Here is a 19,422-nt window from a genome sequence, read left to right as displayed (position 1 = left end):
ACAGTCATGTGGGACAGTTTTACTCCCATTATGACAATACCTTTCAGATTAACGTTTTCTGACTATATACAACAACATTTTATCATTTAAGTCAATTACAATAATGTCCAATTAATATTATAGCATAAAATATAAAAAAAACCAGGCACTCGCCTGATTTTTTTTATATTTTTAATTTAGATTCCAAATACGGCTTTACTTCATTTATCTTAATCCTTATTTGCTGCATCGTATCTCTATCCCTTATTGTCACCGATTCATCATTTAATGAATCAAAGTCATACGTTATGCAGTAAGGTGTCCCTATTTCATCCTGTCTTCTATATCTTTTGCCAATACTTCCTGTCTCATCGTAATCAACCACAAAATCTTTTCTTAATTCATCGTACAATTTATAAGCATTTTCGCCCAGCTTTTTAGACAAAGGAAGAACTGCCGCCTTTATCGGTGACAATGCAGGATGTAATTTTAAAACGACTCTTGTGTCATTTTCTTCTACCACTTCTTCATTGTAAGCATCTATCAAAAATGCCAAAGCTACTCTGTCAGCCCCTACAGATGGTTCAATACAGTATGGTATGTACTTTTCATTTGTAACAGGGTCAAAATATGTTAAATCTGCTCCTGAATGCTCCATATGACTTCTAAGATCGAAATCAGTCCTGTCAGCTATTCCCCATAACTCTCCCCATCCAAATGGAAATCTGTATTCTATGTCTGTAGTAGCATTGCTGTAATGCGAAAGCTCTTCCTTACTGTGATCCCTAAATCTTAAATTTTCTTTTCTCAAGCCTAAATTTAAAAGCCAATTCATACAGAATTCTTTCCAATAATTAAACCACTCTAAGTCTTCACCAGGTTTGCAGAAAAATTCCAATTCCATCTGTTCAAATTCTCTCGTCCTAAAAGTAAAATTTCCAGGCGTAATCTCATTTCTAAATGATTTACCAATTTGACCTATCCCAAATGGTATCTTTTTTCTTGACGTTCTAAGGACATTTTTAAAGTTGACAAATATACCTTGTGCAGTTTCAGGTCTTAAGTATATTTCTGACTTCGAATCCTCTGTAACACCTTGAAACGTCTTAAACATCAAATTAAATTTTCTAATATCTGTAAAATTATGAGCACCGCAAACTGGGCACGGCACGTTGTTGTCATCTATAAACTGCTTTAATCTTTCATTTGTCCAACCATCTACATTTGTTTCTTCTCCATGTTCTTTTAAATAATCTTCCACAATCTTATCAGCGCGAAATCTAGATTTGCACTCTTTGCAGTCCATCAATGGATCGCTAAATCCACCAACATGTCCAGATGCCACCCATGTTTCAGGATTCATCAGTATTGCAGAGTCTATCCCCACATTGTACTGACTTTCCTGTATAAATTTCCTCCACCAAGCTCTTTTTACATTGTTTTTAAATTCAACACCAAGCGGACCGTAGTCCCATGTGTTTGCCAAACCTCCATAGATCTCAGATCCAGGAAATATAAAGCCACGATTTTTTGCAAGAGACACTATCTTATCCATAGTTACATCAAAAGCCATCAACAAACACTCCTTTTTATGTATAAACAAAACCCTTTTTCCTCCTCGGCAAAAAGGGCTAAATTCAATTTATTTTAGAATATCAAATAGTTTTAAATATGTCAATATCGCTTAATGAAAGCATTGGACTTTATTCTCTTTCTTCTTTTAATACAGTTATCTCTTTATTTGGTCTTTCTATCTCAACAGTACAGTTTGTGAAAAATGCCAATGCAGCACCTATGACAGTAAGTTGAGGAACTATGATGGCTGATATAGCTCCAGCAGTGACAGGAACCTCAAGTATCACATTATCGTCTTTTTTTATTCTTATTTTTGTGACGTTGCCTTTTTTAACAATCTCTTTTATCTTGTCAATTACTTCAGAACCTGCAACCGATATGCTCTCTGTCCAATTCTTTTTGTTTTCTTCAATGTATATAAGAGCATCTACCACATCACCATTACACTTTTCTAAGGCTTCCTTCGCTTCCTTGTAGCTTACACCTGTTCTGGCCACGATCTGATCGATCTTTTCAAGCTCATTATCCACTTCTATCACCTCCTACATATTTTTTAATTTGTCTAAAAAATATTTTGACTGAAAATTTTTGTCAAAGTGAACACTCATATAATCAGTAACTATTTTATCTAGTTCTACTAATACATCTTTTTGTATTCTAAGTTTTACAACATTGCCAAAACCATTGCTGAGCAAATACCTTAACGTATTTAGTGTTTCTCTTTTTATGTAGAATATGTCATCAACACTGCTTTTACAATCCCTGCACAATACACCACCTTTTAATGGCGAAAAATACATAATGTTATCATCTCTGCCACAGGATAAACAGTGGTGCACTTCAGGCATATATCCCATAAATGTGACAAACTTCAAGCAAAAAGTGATTGAAAGCAAATTGCAATCGACAAGATCTCTTTCCAGCAGAAGCATGGAATATTTTAATAGATTGTATATGTTTGTGTTCTTTTCATTTTCTTCCAGCAGCTTATAAACGATATCTGCAAAATACGATGCGTAAGAAAGCTTCAAAATATCATCATCTATTTTTAAAAAAGAATGGATTAACTCCCATTGGTCAATATAATAGTAATTTTGCCCTTCAAACAAAACATAATATCCTATTGAAAAAGGATGTGAGGAACCCAAAAATCTGCTTTTCGAGTTCCTTGCACCTTTTGCTATTGCATCTATCTTACCATTTGATTTCGTAAAAAGTGTAACGACTTTGTCTGATTCGCCTATTAGCCTGCTTTTTAAGACTATAGACTCTGTTTTTATAAATTTCATGATAATTTACCCTTTGTTGATTTTACCATACTTTTACGATTTGAATTCCAGAGCTTGTACCAATCCTGTTAGCACCTGCTTTTACAATTTCTTTAGCAAAATCTGCAGTTCTTATGCCACCTGATGCTTTAACACCAAAATTTTCGCCAACAGTTTTTCTCATCAATTCAACATCGTGTACAGTTGCGCCACCACTGCCAAATCCAGTTGATGTTTTAACAAAATCTGCCCCTGCATCAACTGTAATTTCACAGGCTTTTACTTTTTCTTCATCAGTAAGATAACATGTCTCTAAGATAACTTTAACTATGATTTCTCCAAAAGATTTAGCTACCTTTGTCACAGCTTCTATGTCCTTTTTCACATAATCGTAGTCGCCAGATTTCAGTTTGCCTATGTTTAAGACCATATCTATTTCATTTGCCCCATTTGATATGGCTTCTTTTGCTTCAAACACCTTGGTTTCAGTCGTATTAGCGCCAAGAGGAAAACCGATAACTGTACATACCTTTACATCACTGTTTTTTAAAACATCAGCTACAAGTTTTACATGGCATGGATTTACACACACAGACGCAAAACCATATTCCTTAGCTTCATCAGCCAATTTTTTAATATCAGAATCAGTTGCATCCGGTTTTAATAAAGTATGATCTATCATCTTTGCAATTTCCACAATATCTCCACCTTTCTTAAGTATACTTTAACACTACCAATCAATTTTTGTCAATTACATAGCCAAAATTCCTTAAAATGCTGACATTATCTCTCCAGCCTTTTCTCACTTTTACCCACAGATCCAAATATATTTTTTGGCCAAATAAACTTTCCAACTCTATTCTGGCACTACTTCCTATCCTTCTTAACATCTGTCCGTTTTTCCCTATGATAATAGCCTTGTGAGACTCTTTTTCGCAGTATATAAACGCTTCTATGTCCAATATGTCTTTATCTTCTCTTGCTTTCATCGAGTCAACTTCCACGTATACACCGTGTGGTACCTCATCCTCAAGGTAATTTAATATTTTTTCTCTTATTATTTCTGATACGAGAAACTTCTCAGGCCTATCCGTTATGTAATCGCTGGGAAAGTATTGCGGTCCTTCTGGTATATACGATACTATTGTGTATTTTAAAAGATCAATATTCATATTTTTCAAAGCAGATATTGGCAATATATCTTTAAAATTATACAGTTGCTTAAATATCTGTATTGACATATCTACAGTTTCATGGGGAACGGTGTCTATTTTATTTATGACCAAAATCACTGGTGTTTCAATGTTTATAAGGTGATCAATGATATATTTATCGCCTGGTCCTACTTCAACATCTGGCTCCACCATGTAGATTATTAAATCCACTTCTGCCAAAGTTTTTTTTACGGATTCAATCATGAATTCGCTTAATTTGTGCTTCGGCTTGTGTATACCAGGTGTATCAATAAAAATCACTTGATAGTCTTCGCCTGTCAAAATACCTTGAATAGTATTTCTGGTGGTTTGCGGCTTGTCTGAAGTTATAGCCACCTTTTCGTTTAGCAATGCGTTTAATAGAGTAGATTTACCAACGTTAGTTCTTCCAATCAATGCAGCAAATCCCGATTTAAATGCCATATCATCACCTCAAAAATTTTATTTAAAAATTTGAAAAAACAATACTGTTATAAGTATTCCAATGATACTACCTACTATTACCTGAAAAGCAGAATGTATTTTACCTTCAACTCTGCTTTGTGCCACTAAAAAAGCCATAATAAAGCTTATGGTTGATAAAAGTATATTTTTAGATATAAATGTTGATGCTGTTGCAAGGCAAAACGCTATTGCACTGTGCCCACTTGGCAAGCCACCTCTTAATGGCGTCCCTTTTCCAAAATAGGCTTTTAAGATTATGGTCAATATCATTACTACTATAAGTGCAATGAATGTGACATGGGCTGGAGAGCTTTTTATCCTTGTAAGCAAAATATTAACCCACGGATTAAGCCGATGGAAAAATAGCAAATATGCGACAAATACAGCGTTTAAAGCAGATATCAACACAGCACCAGCAGCCACATCTTTGGCTATTTTAGCCAAAGCATGATATTCATCAGTTATTAAATCGACTATAGTCTCTATAGCCGTATTTATCATTTCAGCGATCAAGACAAGAGATATTGTGACTATTATGGCTATCATCTCAAGTTTGCTAAAATTGTAAAACAAACTTAAAACTAATACAAAAAGGGCCGCCACAAAGTGTATTTTCATGTTTTTTTCTGTCTTAAATGCGTATATGATTCCTTCTATAGCATAGTTAAAACTATCTATCAATTTTCTTATCTTCAAAAATGTATCACCTTTCTATTTTTAGACGTCGCATAACTTCTTCTTCTTTTTCCCTCATTACCTTTTTTTCGTCTTCTGTCTCATGATCGTATCCCATCAAATGAAACATGCTGTGTGCTGTAAGATAAGCAACTTCCCTTATAAAAGAATGACCATATTCTTCAGCTTGTTGCTTTGCCTTCTCCAAAGAAATTACTATATCACCTATAGGTTGTACTTCATCTAAATCATCATCTTCTTCGTCTATATCTGTGTATATTTCTTCAAACTCCACCAGTGGAAAAGACAATACATCTGTTTCTCTATCTACATTTCTATAATACTTGTTTAACTTATGAATCTCCTCATTGTCAACAAAAGATACGCTTACCTCCACGTCATCGACAACACCTTCCACTTCCAACGCTGTTCGCACCACATCTTCTACTATCTTATCCAATCCTTGTGCATCAACTTTATCCTGTCTATTATCAATTAAAATATTCATTGTAACACCTCTGCCTTATTATTTTCTATTTCAGGATACTCTATCCTGCGATGAAATATTCCGTTTAAAGATGTCAAAAATGACTTTGACAAATCCTTTATGTCCTTTAAAGTTAAATTGCTTTCATTAAGCTGGCCATCTTTTAATCTGTCGTCGATTATTTTGTTGACCATCGTTTCAATCTCATCGTCTGTAGGTTCGTGAAGGGACCTTACAGCAGCTTCAATAGAATCTGCCAACATCAAAATTGCAGATTCTTTAGTCTGAGGTTTTGGACCCGGATACCTAAACGAGTCTTCTTCACATAAATCATCTGTCTTTAACGCTTTACTGTAAAAATATTTTACGAGAGATGTACCATGGTGTTCTCGTATTAAATTTATTATATCTTCAGGCAACTTATACTTTTTAGCAAGCTCAACACCGTCTTTAACGTGAGATGTAATCACCAGTGAGCTTAGATCCGGCGATATTTTGTCATGCAAATTTTCATCCGTAAATTGATTTTCTTTGAAAAAATACGGTCTTTTTACTTTACCTATATCATGATAATATGCCCCCACTCGTGTCAATAGGCTGTTTGCACCAATTGCATCAGATCCTGCTTCAGCCAAATTAGCGACTATTATGCTGTGATGATATGTGCCGGGAGCATCCATCATCAGCTTTTTCAACAAAGGATTATTTGGATTTGAAAGCTCCAGTAATTTTAAGGGTGTTATGATATCAAAACCAGATTCCCAAAACGGAAGTAACCCGATGGCTAATATAACACTAAAAGCACCGCTAATTATCCCCCAAAGGCTATTTTCTAAAACAGATAAAATATTATTGCTATTAATAAGCCCTACTCCTAATATAGACAATGTATTAGCAACACTTACATATATGCCAGCTTTGACAAAATCGATTCTCTGCTTTGAATTAGCCATCTTTATGGCTCCAATTGTCCCTCCAAATATGGACATTACGAAGAAAGCCTGATTAAAATTTAGCATCATGCCACTTATAATAGAAAAGAATGTATTAAGCATTATGGCAATAAATGGATCCAATATAACCGAAGCAGACAAAGCAATAAGCTCTGATGGAATGAGTAAAGGGTTTATATTTTTTAATGCTATGACAATAAAATAGTATATTATTCCTAAAAGATACAGTATTTGAATATATGCGTACTTCTCCCTCGCTTTTTTATTAAGTTTAATTATATAATAGCCTGCAATAAATAAAGACACGCCTAATAAGGCGATGATACCTGATAACATCGCAAAATCTACTCTGCTGTTATTCTTAAGAAGTCCCAATGCTTTTAAGACCTGAATTTGATCGTCTGTAACTATTTCACCGCTTACGATAATATTCTGTCCTTTCTTATAGACTACAGGCTCAACCTTTGAAGCAGCTTCTTTTTTTGCCGTCTCAGTTTCAGTTGCATTGTATATCATATTAGGAGATATGACAGAAGATAATATTTTATATACTATCGGCTTTAGTTCTTGATTTAAATCTGAGCTATCTATAACACTTTTTACGCTGCTTAATGCACCAGATAAAGCATCATCTGTAATTTGGCGAGACATCGTGGCTTTTTCAGTTGATATAGCCAAAGATTCCACCGCAATTATTGTATTGTCTTCAGCAGAAAGCAAAACTTTAAGAGATTGGTCATCAAGTTTAATTGGCAATGTTTCTTTTAGTGTATTGAGCTTTTCGTCAATCTGTCCGTTGGACTTTCTAATGCTCCTAAGTTTATTGAAAAAATCAGTAAGCTTAATGTAAGATTCTTGTGCAACATTTTCATCGTAATCGTATTTAGGATTTACACTGTTCATGGCTTCTTGAATCTTTTTTTGTGTTGCCAAATTGTCAACAATGTCCTTCGGTGCTTTAATATCTATCTGAGCAACATCTCCGGCTTTTATATCTATTTTAGGCGGCGTTATGGCTGTGTAAAACAAAAATATCGATACAATGATGTATATAGTTGTAATATATATCAAATATGCCTTTTGACTTAAAAATATTTTTTTTATCGGCATGTCCTTTATATGCATCTAAATTAATCCTCCCAAGAAGAATTTTCTTCTTCTGCATCGTCAGTCTTTTTAGACTTTTCAAATACTTCATAAGCTTTTACTATCTTAGCAACAAGGGGATGTCTTATAACATCCTGCTCCTTTAACAAAACAAATTCAATGCCTTCTATACCGTTTAAAATCTCGATGACATCTTTAAGCCCAGATCTTTTTCCTTTAGGCAAATCCACCTGCGTAACGTCACCTGTTATAACAGCCTTAGAGCCAAATCCAATCCTTGTTAAAAACATCTTCATTTGCTCTGGAGTAGTATTTTGAGCTTCATCAAGTATTATAAATGAATCGTCCAAAGTTCTGCCTCTCATATACGCTAATGGTGCAACTTCAATAAGCCCTTTTTCCATGTACTTTTGAAATGTTTCAGCCCCAAGAATATCGTATAACGCATCGTACAATGGTCTTAAATACGGGTCAACCTTCTCTTGCAAATCGCCTGGCAAAAAGCCCAGTCGCTCTCCCGCCTCAACTGCAGGTCTTGTCAAAATGATTCGCCCGATTTCTTTGTTTTTCAAAGATGTTACAGCCATTGCCATAGCAAGATACGTCTTCCCAGTACCTGCTGGCCCAATTCCAAAGACAATTTCATTATTTCTTATGGCATTTACATATCTTTTTTGGCCATAAGTCTTGCATCTTATCTGTTTCCCTCTTGATGTAATACACACAATGTCAGATAAGATGGACTTTAACTTTTCTTCCTCCCCCATGTTGACTAATCTCATAGCGTATAAGACGTTTTGAGCTGTTATAATCTCACCACTATTGATTATATCTATAAGCTCACTAAACACCTTTTCTGCCCCATCCACATTGGCATCTTCACCGCTGATTTTAATCATATCATCTCTGACGACAATTTTTACATCCATTCCTTCTTCAATCAATTTTATATTTTCATCGAACTTGCCAAATAAATTTGCAGCTTGTTCAATATTATTGATATCAATTGTTACTTCTTTCAATTTTTACCTCCGTATTATAATTGATGTTTTCTTGCGTTCCAATATCCTCTATCACTTCCACTATAACATCAGCCCGCAGCACGTTTGCGTTTATCATTGTCATCTTTTGTTGTCTATTGACTATTTTAGCATCTTTTCCAAAAGCAGATGAAATGTTTTTAAGAGCATTTTCTACAGCTAATTTTTCCGCTTCATCTTTTGTCAACTTTACTTCAATCGGCACCGTCTCGTAATATGTCTCATTTATGATTTTTATTGGAGAAGCAGATGAAGTCAAATTTCTCACTTCTCTATCATAATTTTTAAAATCGATTTTTCTCGACGAAAGAGTCAATGTGCTGCTTCCCATTGCAATTTTTGTCATAGTGATTTTTCTACCAGTTCTCTTGTAGTTTTGCTGCACTAAATTAACATCTGCGTAGCCTTCATACCAAACTCTTGCCAGTATTGTTCCCATTGAATGCACAAACCGCGTGTTTGTATTGGGCCTTTCTATTATCCCAGATACTAAGACGTCTCCCGTCTTTACTGTATCACCAACTTTTTTTAAAGCATCACCTTCTAATACTGTCATTTTATATATTATACCATCTTTTTTAGCTATTATATTACATGGCACATTTTCATCTATTACAGCAGGTGGTGCAGTTTTCTTCACAACCTTAACTATTGCTTTTGTACCTTTTATGTCAATACCAATCCATGCAACATCTTTTTCATCCACCAAAAATTCTTGTTGAATCTTATGAATATCTATTGATGACTTTAAAGCACCAGCTTTAAGTCCCAATTTGTCGAGTTCTGAAATTATAGAAGCTTCACTTATATTTTGTCCACCATCTATCTCAATAGACCATATAAACATCGAAAAAATATATGCTAATATCACACACGCTGCTGCGCCTAAAACCAACATTCTTCTCCTCTTTAAATAAAAGACAATAAATGGCAACCCTCTTTTTTCAACGATGTACACCCTGCAATTCGTCATTTTCGTATACGGCAAAAGCAGCTTAAATCCTTTCAAACTGATCTTTGCTACTATTGTAGTGTGGTTTGTCCTTTCCACATCCCATACATATATGTTTTTAGATATAACAATATTTAAAAATCTCTCTATTGACAAGCCTTCTATTCTTATAATAGCATACCCGTATAAAAAATTCCACAATTTTATGGCCAGCAAGCAAATACCCCCTTCTGCCTTTTTATTCTATTGAAAATGCAAAAAATTCTCATACAATTATTTCTATATTCAATATTTTACCAGTAATGACCAATATCTCTGTCATGACTGAATTTATAATCATGTTTTTACCTGTTATTCTAATCATTCCTATCGTAGAATTAATCCTTATCCTTTCAGGAATATATTCTATTATGCCTCTATGGTTTTCTACTGTAATTTGCGTGTTGCCTATTACTGTTATCTTAGGGAGATTCAACAAAACATCTTTAGGAAAATCCACTAAATTTAGAATTCCCTCTTTTATGGTATTTGACTTCATGATAAAGCCTCCTCCCGTTAAATCTTATGAATCTTTAAGTAAAAACATTCTTTTAAGGAATTTTAAAATAAAATAAAAAAAAAACATGGACCTATGTTCCATGCAATAAAAGCAAAAAAACTTGATACATCTAAGTACCAAGTTTTTTTATCATTGTAAGTGCTGCGAAACTATCGTCTTAACTTTATTGCCATCAGCTTTGCCTTTTACAAGAGGCATCACTTTGCTCATAACCATTCCTATATCATTTTTGTTTGTAGCACCTATCTCGTCGATAACTCTTCTTACGATCTCATCTATTTCATCATCGGTCAACTGCTGTGGCATATACTCAAGCATAATTTCTATTTCATGATTTGCTTTATCTACTAAATCTTGCCTGCCACCTTTTTCGTATTCAGGCAAAACTTCTCTTCTTTGTTTTATTTCTCTTGAAATTACATTAATGACCCCTTCATCATCAAGGACTTTTCCTGTATCCTTTTCTACTTGCAATATCGAAGATCTAACCATGCTTAATATATTCTTTCTGAATACATCTTTTGATTTCATAGCATCAACCATATCTTTGTACAATCGATCCTTAAGGGCCATAATCACACTTCCTTATTTCCCAAATTTGTACTTTCTTTTTCTTGCTGCTTCTGATTTCTTTTTGCGTTTTACGCTTGGGCTTTCATAATGTTCCCTTTTCCTTAATTCAGAGAGAACGCCACTTCTCGAACATTGACGCTTAAATCTTCTCAATGCATTATCAAGGGACTCATTTTCTCCAACACGAACTTCTGACACTGTAATCTCCCTCCCTCCGGATAAACTGCCAAATGTAAGCTGCATTTATTGCTGCAAATATTATTGGGATATCTTAATATATTATAATCTAAAAACCAATTTGTGTCAATGTTTACCCTGGAGGCCATGTCATAAATCTTCCGCCTAAAAGATGAAAATGTATGTGATGAACAGTTTGTCCACCGTCGTCGCCACAATTGGACACTATTCTGTACCCTTTGCTATCAATCCCATACTGCTTAGCCAGCTTTTTCGCAATTACATAGACATGTCCTACAAGCTCTTTATTACTGTCATCAATGTCCAACGGAGAATCAATGTGAGCTTTTGGAACTATAAGCAAGTGAACTGGCGCTTGTGGATTAATGTCAGGAAAGGCAACCACATAATCATCTTCATAAATTATTTTTGATTCAATCTCCCTATTTATGATCTTGCAAAAAATGCAATCACTCAATTTATTTCACCTCCTTCAACAATCTTGCCAATAGCAAAATCTTTTTTTAAATCTATCAATTTTACAGGTAGTATTTTATTCTTAATGTTTAAATCTGTCTCTACAGCCACTCTTATATAGTTATCAGTAAGTCCTTCCACATAATCATCTAACTCTTTAGTCCTCTGTTCAAATAGCACATTTAAAGTGCTACCTAAAAACTTTCTGTAAAATTTCAATTCGCATTCTTCTGAAAGCTTAATTAATATTTTACTTCTCTCTTCCTTGACAGAATTTTTGATTTGGTCAGGGTAGTCTGCCGCTTTTGTGCCTGCCCGCCTTGAATACTTAAAGACATGCATCTTGCTAAATTGTATGTCTTTTACAAAATTATAAGTTTCATTAAACTCCTTCTCAGTCTCTCCTGGAAACCCTACCATTACATCAGTTGTTATCGCCACGTCCTTGATGTACTTTCTTACTCTCTCTATGATCGCTTTGTATTCGCTTGTTGTGTATCTTCTACCCATTCTTTTAAGAACACTGTCCGAACCGCTTTGCAACGAAATATGATAATGTCTGCAAAATTTAGGCAAAAGAGAAACTTCTCTTACGAAATCTTCGGTTAAAAATGTAGGCTCAATTGAACTTAAGCGTATTCTTTCAATGCCTTCGATTTCGTGTATCATCTTTATTATATCAAGCAAATCTGCATTTTCCAAGTCTTTGCCATATGATGCAACGTGTATACCTGTCAATACTACTTCTTTATAGCCATTATCCTTAAGTCTTTTAACTTCATCCAATATGTCATTGGGCTTTCTGCTTCTTATAGGCCCTCTGGCATACGGTATAATACAATAAGTGCAGTATTGATTACATCCATCCTGTATCTTTAAATACGCCCGCGTATGACCTTCTTGGGCCGATATTTTAAGTTCTTCGAATTTTCTATCTTTAAATATATCTTCAACGGCATTTACCTTATTAGCATTTGCCGCTTTCTCTACTAATTTAACTATTTCCCCTTTGTTTTTAGTGCCTAAAACAACATTGACTTCGGGTATATTTAAGACTTCATTTGAAGCCACTTGCGAATAACAGCCAACCACAGCTACTACAGAATCTGGATTGATTTTTTTAGCCTTTCTTATTTCCTGTCTTGATTTCATATCACCTCGACCAGTCACAGTGCATGTATTTATGACATACACATCGGCATATTCATCAAACCCTACAACATCATATCCTGAACTCTTGAAAATCTCAGCCATGGCTTCCGTTTCATATTGATTTACTTTACAACCTAAGGTAAAAAATGACACAATTTTTTTGCGGCCATATATATCATAAAATTCATCAGCGTCTAAAGCTATGTTTGCCTTTGCCACTTCGTAATATTCCTCCCATATTGTTTGTTATAAAGCTCAAGATTTATTATAACATTTAACGAAATATAAAAAAATAAGCCTCGAAAATATTTAAGAGGCAAAGTAAAAATCGTCTATCCTAAATCTCCCAACTCGTACAAAATTATAGAACCAGCCACAATACCGGCCGTTTCTGTCCTTAAAATCCTTGGACCCAATGTGACAATCACAGCACCATTTTCAGTCGCCATGGCTACTTCACTGGGCGAGAAGCCACCTTCAGGCCCGATAAAAATGCAAATATTTTTTGCACCATTATTCTCCTTTAAAACATCTTTTAATCTAACATTGGTCTCTCTTTCATATGGCATTACACATAAATCAAACTCATGGATGTAATTCACAGCAATATTAAAACTTATCGGCTCCAACACTTCTGGCACTATCAATCTTCCAGATTGCTTTGATGCTTCTTGAGAAATTTTATTCCACCTGTTTATTTTGTTTCCTATGCTTTTTTCTTTAATCTTTATAATAGAATATTCGGTTTCAACAGGCACAATCTTTTTTATTCCAATTTCTGTGCATTTCTGAACAATCAAATCCATTTTGTCAGACTTTGGCAGTCCTTGAAATAAAGTCACATTTATAGAACTTTCTACGACTTGATGCAACTCATCGACTATCTTTAATAAAACAGATGTGCTTTCTATAGAGAGAATAGAAGCATTGTACTGTTTTACTCCATTAGAAACCACCAAATCAGTTCCAATCTTTAGCCTTAATACATCCTTTATATGATGAACATCATCACCATATATCCTGACTATGCCATCTTTTATATCCTCATCTTTTATAAAAAGTCTTCTCACGGCACTCACTTTTTCCTTGATAATATTGCAACCCATTCCCCATCTTCTTTAACCTCAATAACGTCAAAATATTCGGAAATAGCATTTAAAACATCATCTTTACGATCTTTAATTATTCCGCTTGATATGAACAAACCATTTTCTTTAAGTTTTTCGTGTATATCAAAAGTAGCTTTTATTATTATATCAGCTATAATATTTGCGACTATTAAATCCGCCTCACCATTTAGCTCTTTTAAAAGATCGCTTTTCAAAACCTCGATATTATCCAGTTTGTTTAATTTTACATTTAGAGAAGCCACTTTTAATGCAACTTCGTCAACATCAACTGCAAAAACTTTTTTTGCACCTAACTTAGAGCTGACAATTGACAATATACCTGTACCGCATCCAACATCAAACACGGTATCGCCACTTTTAACATTGTCTTCTAAAAATTCTATGCACATTTTTGTAGTCTCATGACTGCCTGTGCCAAAAGCCATGCCTGGATCTAACTCAACTACTATCTCATTTTCTTCTGGGTTATAATCTTCCCATGATGGTTTTATGACAACACGCTTGCCAATCTTAAAAGTCTTATAATACTTTTTCCAACTGTTTGCCCAATCTTCATCATCGACTTCAGCCGTTTCAAACGTAAAATCTCCAATGTCCAAATTATATTCTTTAAGTCCTGTTATTCTATCCTTGATTATGCTTAATTTGTCAATTGTACTTGGGGTAAGAGGGAAATAAGCTGATATTACAACCTTATCACTATCTACAATCATATCAGGATCTACATAATCCCATTCATTGCTATCATTTAATATCTTCAAATCATTGGGATCTTCTATGACAACACCGCCCGCACCAACTTCATGCATTATATTTGTTATAGCTTCCTCAGCTTCCACTGAAGTCGTAATTTTAACTTCAAGCCATTTCAATCATATCACCCTTTTTTTTATGCTCCAAAAGCATCTTTTACTTTTTGAAAAAATGATTTACTACCGCTATCATTGCTAAGTTTGTCAAACTCCCTCAATAGCTCTTTTTGCCTTTCCGTCAATTTCTTAGGAACATCGATATATACCTCTACAAATTCGTCACCACGTCCTCTTCCATTGATATGAGGTATTCCTTTGTTCCTAAGCCTAAACACCGTTCCAGTCTGAGTTCCAGGCGGAATATTGTATATAGCTTTGCCATCAAGAGTAGGAACTTCTATCTCTGCACCAAGTGCAGCATCTACAAAACTTATAGGCATTTTAAGCAAGACATTAAATCCATCACGCTTGAATATCTTATGAGGTTTTATGCTTATTACAATAAAAAGATCTCCATTAGCTCCTCCTCTTTCTCCTGGTTCACCTTCACCTCTTAATGATACCATTTGTCCTTCATCAATTCCAGCAGGTATATTAACCTTGAGTTTCCTTAGTTTTCTTATCCTTCCAGTTCCATGACACTTTGAACATGGATCTTTGACTATCTTGCCTTCTCCATGACACCTAGGACACGTTCTTACATTGACTATCCTGCCAAACGGCGTATTTTGCGTTATTCTGACCTCACCTGTACCATGACATTCGGGGCATGCCTCTACTTTCGTTCCTGGATTTGCACCTGAACCATTGCATCTATCGCATTTTTCATACCTTTCAACTTCAATCTCTTTCTCGACGCCAAATGCAGCTTCCTCAAAAGACAAACTCAAATTAATCCTTATGTCATTTCCTTTTTGAGGGCCAGTTTTTCTTCTGGTACTGCCTCCAAACATATCACCAAATATATCACCAAAAATGTCGCCAAAGCCGCCAAAATCAAATCCACCTTGGCCAAAACCACCAAAGCCACCAAAATCTCCTTGGTTGAAACCACCTTGATTAAATGCTGCATCGCCAAATTGATCATACTGAGCTTTTTTCTGAGGATCAGACAAAATTTGATATGCTTCATTTATTTCTTTAAACTTTTGTTCTGCCTCTTTATTGCCAGGATTTAAGTCAGGATGATACTTCTTTGCAAGAGTTCTATAAGCCTTCTTTATATCTTCATCACTGGCATTTTTATCAAGGCCTAATATTGCATAATAATCTTTTGCCATACACATCACCTGCCTTTCTCAACATGAATGAGAACCAGGATTGCCCTGGTTCTTATTTATTATCTTTGTTGTCATCTTCCATCCTATAGTCTGCTTCATATACATTCTCTTTATTAGATGCTCCATCACTGCCACTATTATAGCTATTTGTCTGACCTGTGCCGCCTGCTTGTTGATATATGCGGGAAGATACGTTATAAAATGCTTGTGACAATTTTTCTGAAGCACTTTTTATAGCGTTAATATCGCTACCTTCAAGAGCTTTTCTTACATTTTCTATCTCTTTATTTATATCATCTTTTTCTTGTTGTGTCATCTTGTCCGCCAAATCTTTCATGGTCTTTTCGGCTTGGTATATCAATGAATCTGCATTGTTTCTTACTTCTATCTCTTCTTTTCTCCTTCTGTCTTCTTCTTCATGCTGTTTCGCTTCATTCATCATTCTGTTTATCTCTTCTTCGCTTAAGTTAGAAGAAGAAGTGATCGTTATGTTCTGAGATTTTCCTGTACCCAAATCTTTTGCAGAAACATGGACAATGCCATTAGCATCAATGTCAAATGTAACTTCTATCTGAGGCACTCCTCTTGGAGCAGGTGGAATTCCAGTCAATGTGAATCTTCCAAGTGTCTTGTTGTCGCGAGCCATAGGTCTTTCACCTTGCAGAACGTGTATCTCAACAGATGTCTGCCCATCTGCCGCAGTCGAGAATATCTGGCTCTTCTTTGTAGGAATTGTAGTATTCCTCTCAATTAATTTTGTGAATACACCACCAAGTGTTTCAATGCCAAGAGAAAGCGGTGTGACATCCAATAGTAAGACGTCTTTAACTTCGCCTCCTAATACACCACCTTGAATTGCGGCCCCAATTGCAACACATTCATCTGGGTTTATGCCTTTGTGCGGTTCTTTGCCCATTATCCTTTTTACTGTCTCTTGAACGAATGGTATTCTCGTCGAACCACCGACTAATATCACTTTATCAATGTCTGAAGGGCTAAGTTTCGCATCGCTTAATGCACGGTTTACTGGTTCAACAGTAGATTGCACCAAATCATTGATAAGTTCCTCAAATTTTGCTCTTGTAAGATTTACATCTATGTGCTTAGGGCCTGTAGCATCAGCTGTTATAAAAGGCAAGTTTATGTTAGCTGTCATAGCAGAAGAAAGTTCTATCTTCGCCTTTTCTGCTGCATCTTTAAGCCTTTGCATTGCCATCTTGTCGTTTCTCAAGTCGATCCCATACTCTTTTTTGAAGTTGTCTGCCAACCAATCCATGATCCTCTGGTCAAAATCATCACCGCCTAAGTGGTTATTACCACTTGTAGCCAATACTTCGAATACTCCATCGCCTATCTCAAGTATGGATACATCGAATGTGCCACCACCTAAATCGTACACCATTATCTTTTGATTGCCTTGCTTATCAAGCCCATATGCCAATGAAGCCGCAGTAGGCTCGTTTATAATTCTCTTTACATCAAGTCCAGCTATCCTACCTGCATCTTTAGTTGCCTGCCTTTGGCTGTCATTGAAATACGCAGGAACTGTTATTACAGCTTCTGTAACCTTCTCCCCTAAGTACGCTTCAGCATCAGCCTTTAATTTCTGCAGTATCATAGCTGAAATCTCTTGCGGTGTATAATCCTTTCCATCAATAGTTACTTTGTAGTCAGAACCCATATGTCTTTTTATAGACATAACTGTCCTTTCAGGGTTTGTGATAGCTTGCCTTTTTGCAACTTGACCTACTAATCTTTCACCTTCTTTTGTAAATGCTACAACAGATGGAGTTGTCCTGGCTCCCTCTGAGTTTGGTATAACTACCGGCTGTCCTCCTTCCATCACAGCTACGCACGAAAAAGTTGTGCCAAGATCAATTCCTATAATTTTTCCCATGATCTACTCCTCCTATTCCTATACTTTATTTTGCTACTTTGACCATACTTGGTCTTATTACTTTATTATTAAACATGTATCCTTTTTGAAAAACTTCAATTATCTCATTTTCCTTCTTATCCTCTACCTCTTCCTGCATAACAGCATGATGTTTGTATGGATCAAAGATTTGACCTAAAGACTCTATCTCTTTAACACCCAGTTTTTCCAAAACACCTTTAAACTGCCTGTATATTAAATTGACACCTTCTTTAAAGGAAGCTATTTCTTCACTGTCACCATGAGATGCTTCGAGAGCTCTCTCAAAATTATCTACAACAGGCAGTATTTCCAAAATCACTTGCTCTTTGCCATACTCAACCAGATCAGCTTTTTCCTTTTCTGTTCTTTTTCTGTAATTTTCAAATTCTGCTTTCAACCTCTGGGCCATCTCTAAGTATTCATTGGCTTCGTCTTCTTTCTGCTTAAGCTTATTTTTCAATTCTTCAATTTCTCCTTCGTCAATTTTTTCTTCACCCTGATCAGAATTTTCTGTACCGATACTGCCTTCACTGTCATCTTGAGGTCGGTCAGCATCAGATACATTGTCTTTTAAATCTTCGTCTAAATTGTTTTTGCTTTCCATTGTATCTTTTTCTCTGTCCAATTGTTTCACCTCTTATTTTCTTGATATATATATGATAAGACTTTTGACAATTCATTTGACATAGTATTTATTTCATTTATAAGCCTCTTGTAATTCATCCTTGTAGGTCCAATAATGCCAAAAGTTCCCACAACCTCACCGTTTATCTTATAAGTAGATTTGATTATGCTTAAATCCCACATCTCTTCAAACTTGCTTTCACTTCCAATAGTAACATCGATGGAATCATCTAAAGGCTCCAACACTGAATTCATAATGTCTTTATTGTCAATTAGATCGAAAAACATCTTGGCTTTTAACAGATCCTTGTACTCAGGAAAGTTGAGAATATTTGAAATACCTTCCGAATACAAGTCTGTTTCATCCATTTGCTTTAAACCATTTATGATAGTATCTGTAATCTTGTCTATGATTCCGATAGCACTGCCAGACTCTTTTTTTATCTCATCTCTCAATGTCTGATCCATTTCTCTTTTTCTTTTTCCTATCATTTTATTGTTGATTAGGTTGTTTAAAAACTCAAACAAATTATTGTCAATATTGTCCTTTAAACTTATCAAATAGTTTTTCATAATACCTGATTCTGTCATAACAAGAAGTATCAATTTGTTTGCATCAACAGGCAATATCTGTATTCGCTTAATCGTGTTTTCATCAATTCGAGGCATTTTAACCACTATAGTATGGTTAGTAACGGTAGATAATAGCCTGGCATACTTTTTCACTATATCATCTATCTCAGCAAACACCTCATCAATTGTCTCTACTTCATCGTCACGGCTCTCATTCAAATAATGTTCTAATATATTATTAACGTAAAATCTATATCCTTTGTCAGATGGTATTCTACCTGCAGATGTATGAGGTTGTTCAAGGTACCCCATCTCTTCAAGGTCAGCCATCTCATTTCTGATCGTTGCCGAACTTACACCAAGGTTATATCGTTTTGCGATTGTCCTAGATCCAATTGGTTCTGCCGTCAAAATATAGTCGTTAATCACAGCTTCTAAAATCTTTTTCTTCCTATCATCTAACGGCATATTCACCACCCCAAGTTCTATTGTTAGCACTCTTAGCTTGAGAGT

21 protein-coding genes are annotated in these 19,422 nt (G+C 35.2%); all 21 read right to left on the bottom strand.

Going from position 1 to position 19,422, the window contains the following annotated elements; genetic code table 11:
* Positions 1-163: 163 nt before the first annotated feature.
* A complete protein-coding gene (locus JJQ93_RS02760) occupies positions 164-1,552 on the bottom strand; it encodes a glycine--tRNA ligase (RefSeq protein WP_274892671.1) in 1,389 nt (462 codons plus the stop codon).
* Between the two features lie 130 nt (positions 1,553-1,682).
* Entirely contained in the window at positions 1,683-2,084 is a 402-nt protein-coding gene (locus JJQ93_RS02755; protein WP_085112597.1) for a DUF4342 domain-containing protein, read from the bottom strand.
* Between the two features lie 12 nt (positions 2,085-2,096).
* The gene (gene recO, locus JJQ93_RS02750) at positions 2,097-2,843 is read right to left on the bottom strand and encodes a DNA repair protein RecO (RefSeq protein WP_274892670.1); all 747 of its coding nucleotides are present in this window, start codon (positions 2,841-2,843) and stop codon (positions 2,097-2,099) included.
* Positions 2,844-2,865: 22 nt separating this feature from the next.
* Positions 2,866-3,519 carry a deoxyribose-phosphate aldolase gene (gene deoC, locus JJQ93_RS02745; protein ID WP_274892669.1) on the bottom strand — a complete coding sequence of 218 codons (654 nt, stop codon included), beginning with the start codon at positions 3,517-3,519 and terminating at the stop codon, positions 2,866-2,868.
* Between the two features lie 40 nt (positions 3,520-3,559).
* Positions 3,560-4,459 carry a GTPase Era gene (gene era, locus JJQ93_RS02740; protein WP_274892668.1) on the bottom strand — a complete coding sequence of 300 codons (900 nt, stop codon included), beginning with the start codon at positions 4,457-4,459 and terminating at the stop codon, positions 3,560-3,562.
* Between the two features lie 18 nt (positions 4,460-4,477).
* Complete coding sequence (locus JJQ93_RS02735) at positions 4,478-5,176, bottom strand: diacylglycerol kinase (RefSeq protein ID WP_085112601.1); 699 nt, start codon at positions 5,174-5,176, stop codon at positions 4,478-4,480.
* 7 nt (positions 5,177-5,183) lie between these two features.
* A complete protein-coding gene (ybeY, locus tag JJQ93_RS02730) occupies positions 5,184-5,663 on the bottom strand; it encodes an rRNA maturation RNase YbeY (protein WP_085112602.1) in 480 nt (159 codons plus the stop codon).
* Positions 5,660-7,720: an HD family phosphohydrolase gene (locus JJQ93_RS02725; protein ID WP_274892667.1), complete on the bottom strand. Its 2,061-nt coding sequence runs from the start codon at positions 7,718-7,720 to the stop codon at positions 5,660-5,662. The genes ybeY and JJQ93_RS02725 overlap by 4 nt, the downstream gene beginning before the upstream one ends.
* A 5-nt stretch (positions 7,721-7,725) precedes the next feature.
* On the bottom strand, positions 7,726-8,724 hold the full coding sequence (locus JJQ93_RS02720) for a PhoH family protein (protein WP_085112604.1): 999 nt from the start codon (positions 8,722-8,724) through the stop codon (positions 7,726-7,728).
* Positions 8,705-9,910: a sporulation protein YqfD gene (gene yqfD, locus JJQ93_RS02715; RefSeq protein WP_274892666.1), complete on the bottom strand. Its 1,206-nt coding sequence runs from the start codon at positions 9,908-9,910 to the stop codon at positions 8,705-8,707. The genes JJQ93_RS02720 and yqfD overlap by 20 nt, the downstream gene beginning before the upstream one ends.
* Before the next feature lie 49 nt (positions 9,911-9,959).
* Positions 9,960-10,232, bottom strand: coding sequence for a sporulation protein YqfC (yqfC, locus tag JJQ93_RS02710; RefSeq protein WP_013788273.1), 273 nt, complete (start codon positions 10,230-10,232; stop codon positions 9,960-9,962).
* A gap of 150 nt (positions 10,233-10,382) precedes the next feature.
* A complete protein-coding gene (locus JJQ93_RS02705; protein ID WP_274892665.1) occupies positions 10,383-10,826 on the bottom strand; it encodes a GatB/YqeY domain-containing protein in 444 nt (147 codons plus the stop codon).
* A gap of 12 nt (positions 10,827-10,838) precedes the next feature.
* Complete coding sequence (gene rpsU / locus JJQ93_RS02700; protein ID WP_013297679.1) at positions 10,839-11,024, bottom strand: 30S ribosomal protein S21; 186 nt, start codon at positions 11,022-11,024, stop codon at positions 10,839-10,841.
* Positions 11,025-11,136: 112 nt separating this feature from the next.
* Positions 11,137-11,481, bottom strand: coding sequence for a histidine triad nucleotide-binding protein (locus tag JJQ93_RS02695; RefSeq protein WP_274892664.1), 345 nt, complete (start codon positions 11,479-11,481; stop codon positions 11,137-11,139).
* Positions 11,478-12,851 carry a tRNA (N(6)-L-threonylcarbamoyladenosine(37)-C(2))-methylthiotransferase MtaB gene (gene mtaB / locus JJQ93_RS02690; RefSeq protein WP_274892663.1) on the bottom strand — a complete coding sequence of 458 codons (1,374 nt, stop codon included), beginning with the start codon at positions 12,849-12,851 and terminating at the stop codon, positions 11,478-11,480. Before mtaB ends, JJQ93_RS02695 begins: the two co-directional genes overlap by 4 nt.
* 113 nt (positions 12,852-12,964) lie before the next feature.
* On the bottom strand, positions 12,965-13,702 hold the full coding sequence (locus JJQ93_RS02685; RefSeq protein ID WP_274892662.1) for a 16S rRNA (uracil(1498)-N(3))-methyltransferase: 738 nt from the start codon (positions 13,700-13,702) through the stop codon (positions 12,965-12,967).
* 5 nt (positions 13,703-13,707) lie between these two features.
* Complete coding sequence (prmA, locus tag JJQ93_RS02680; protein ID WP_274892661.1) at positions 13,708-14,634, bottom strand: 50S ribosomal protein L11 methyltransferase; 927 nt, start codon at positions 14,632-14,634, stop codon at positions 13,708-13,710.
* Between the two features lie 17 nt (positions 14,635-14,651).
* Complete coding sequence (gene dnaJ, locus JJQ93_RS02675) at positions 14,652-15,794, bottom strand: molecular chaperone DnaJ (protein ID WP_350494216.1); 1,143 nt, start codon at positions 15,792-15,794, stop codon at positions 14,652-14,654.
* Between the two features lie 52 nt (positions 15,795-15,846).
* On the bottom strand, positions 15,847-17,691 hold the full coding sequence (gene dnaK / locus JJQ93_RS02670; RefSeq protein WP_274892660.1) for a molecular chaperone DnaK: 1,845 nt from the start codon (positions 17,689-17,691) through the stop codon (positions 15,847-15,849).
* 25 nt (positions 17,692-17,716) lie between these two features.
* The gene (gene grpE / locus JJQ93_RS02665) at positions 17,717-18,316 is read right to left on the bottom strand and encodes a nucleotide exchange factor GrpE (protein WP_274894037.1); all 600 of its coding nucleotides are present in this window, start codon (positions 18,314-18,316) and stop codon (positions 17,717-17,719) included.
* Positions 18,317-18,342: 26 nt separating this feature from the next.
* Complete coding sequence (gene hrcA / locus JJQ93_RS02660; RefSeq protein WP_274892659.1) at positions 18,343-19,377, bottom strand: heat-inducible transcriptional repressor HrcA; 1,035 nt, start codon at positions 19,375-19,377, stop codon at positions 18,343-18,345.
* Between the last annotated feature and the right edge of the window lie 45 nt (positions 19,378-19,422).

It is taken from the genome of Thermoanaerobacterium sp. R66, assembly GCF_028895185.1.
Lineage (GTDB): Bacteria > Bacillota > Thermoanaerobacteria > Thermoanaerobacterales > Thermoanaerobacteraceae > Thermoanaerobacterium.
Note: the sequence above shows the minus strand (reverse complement) of the source record. Positions and strands in the feature narration are given on the sequence as shown.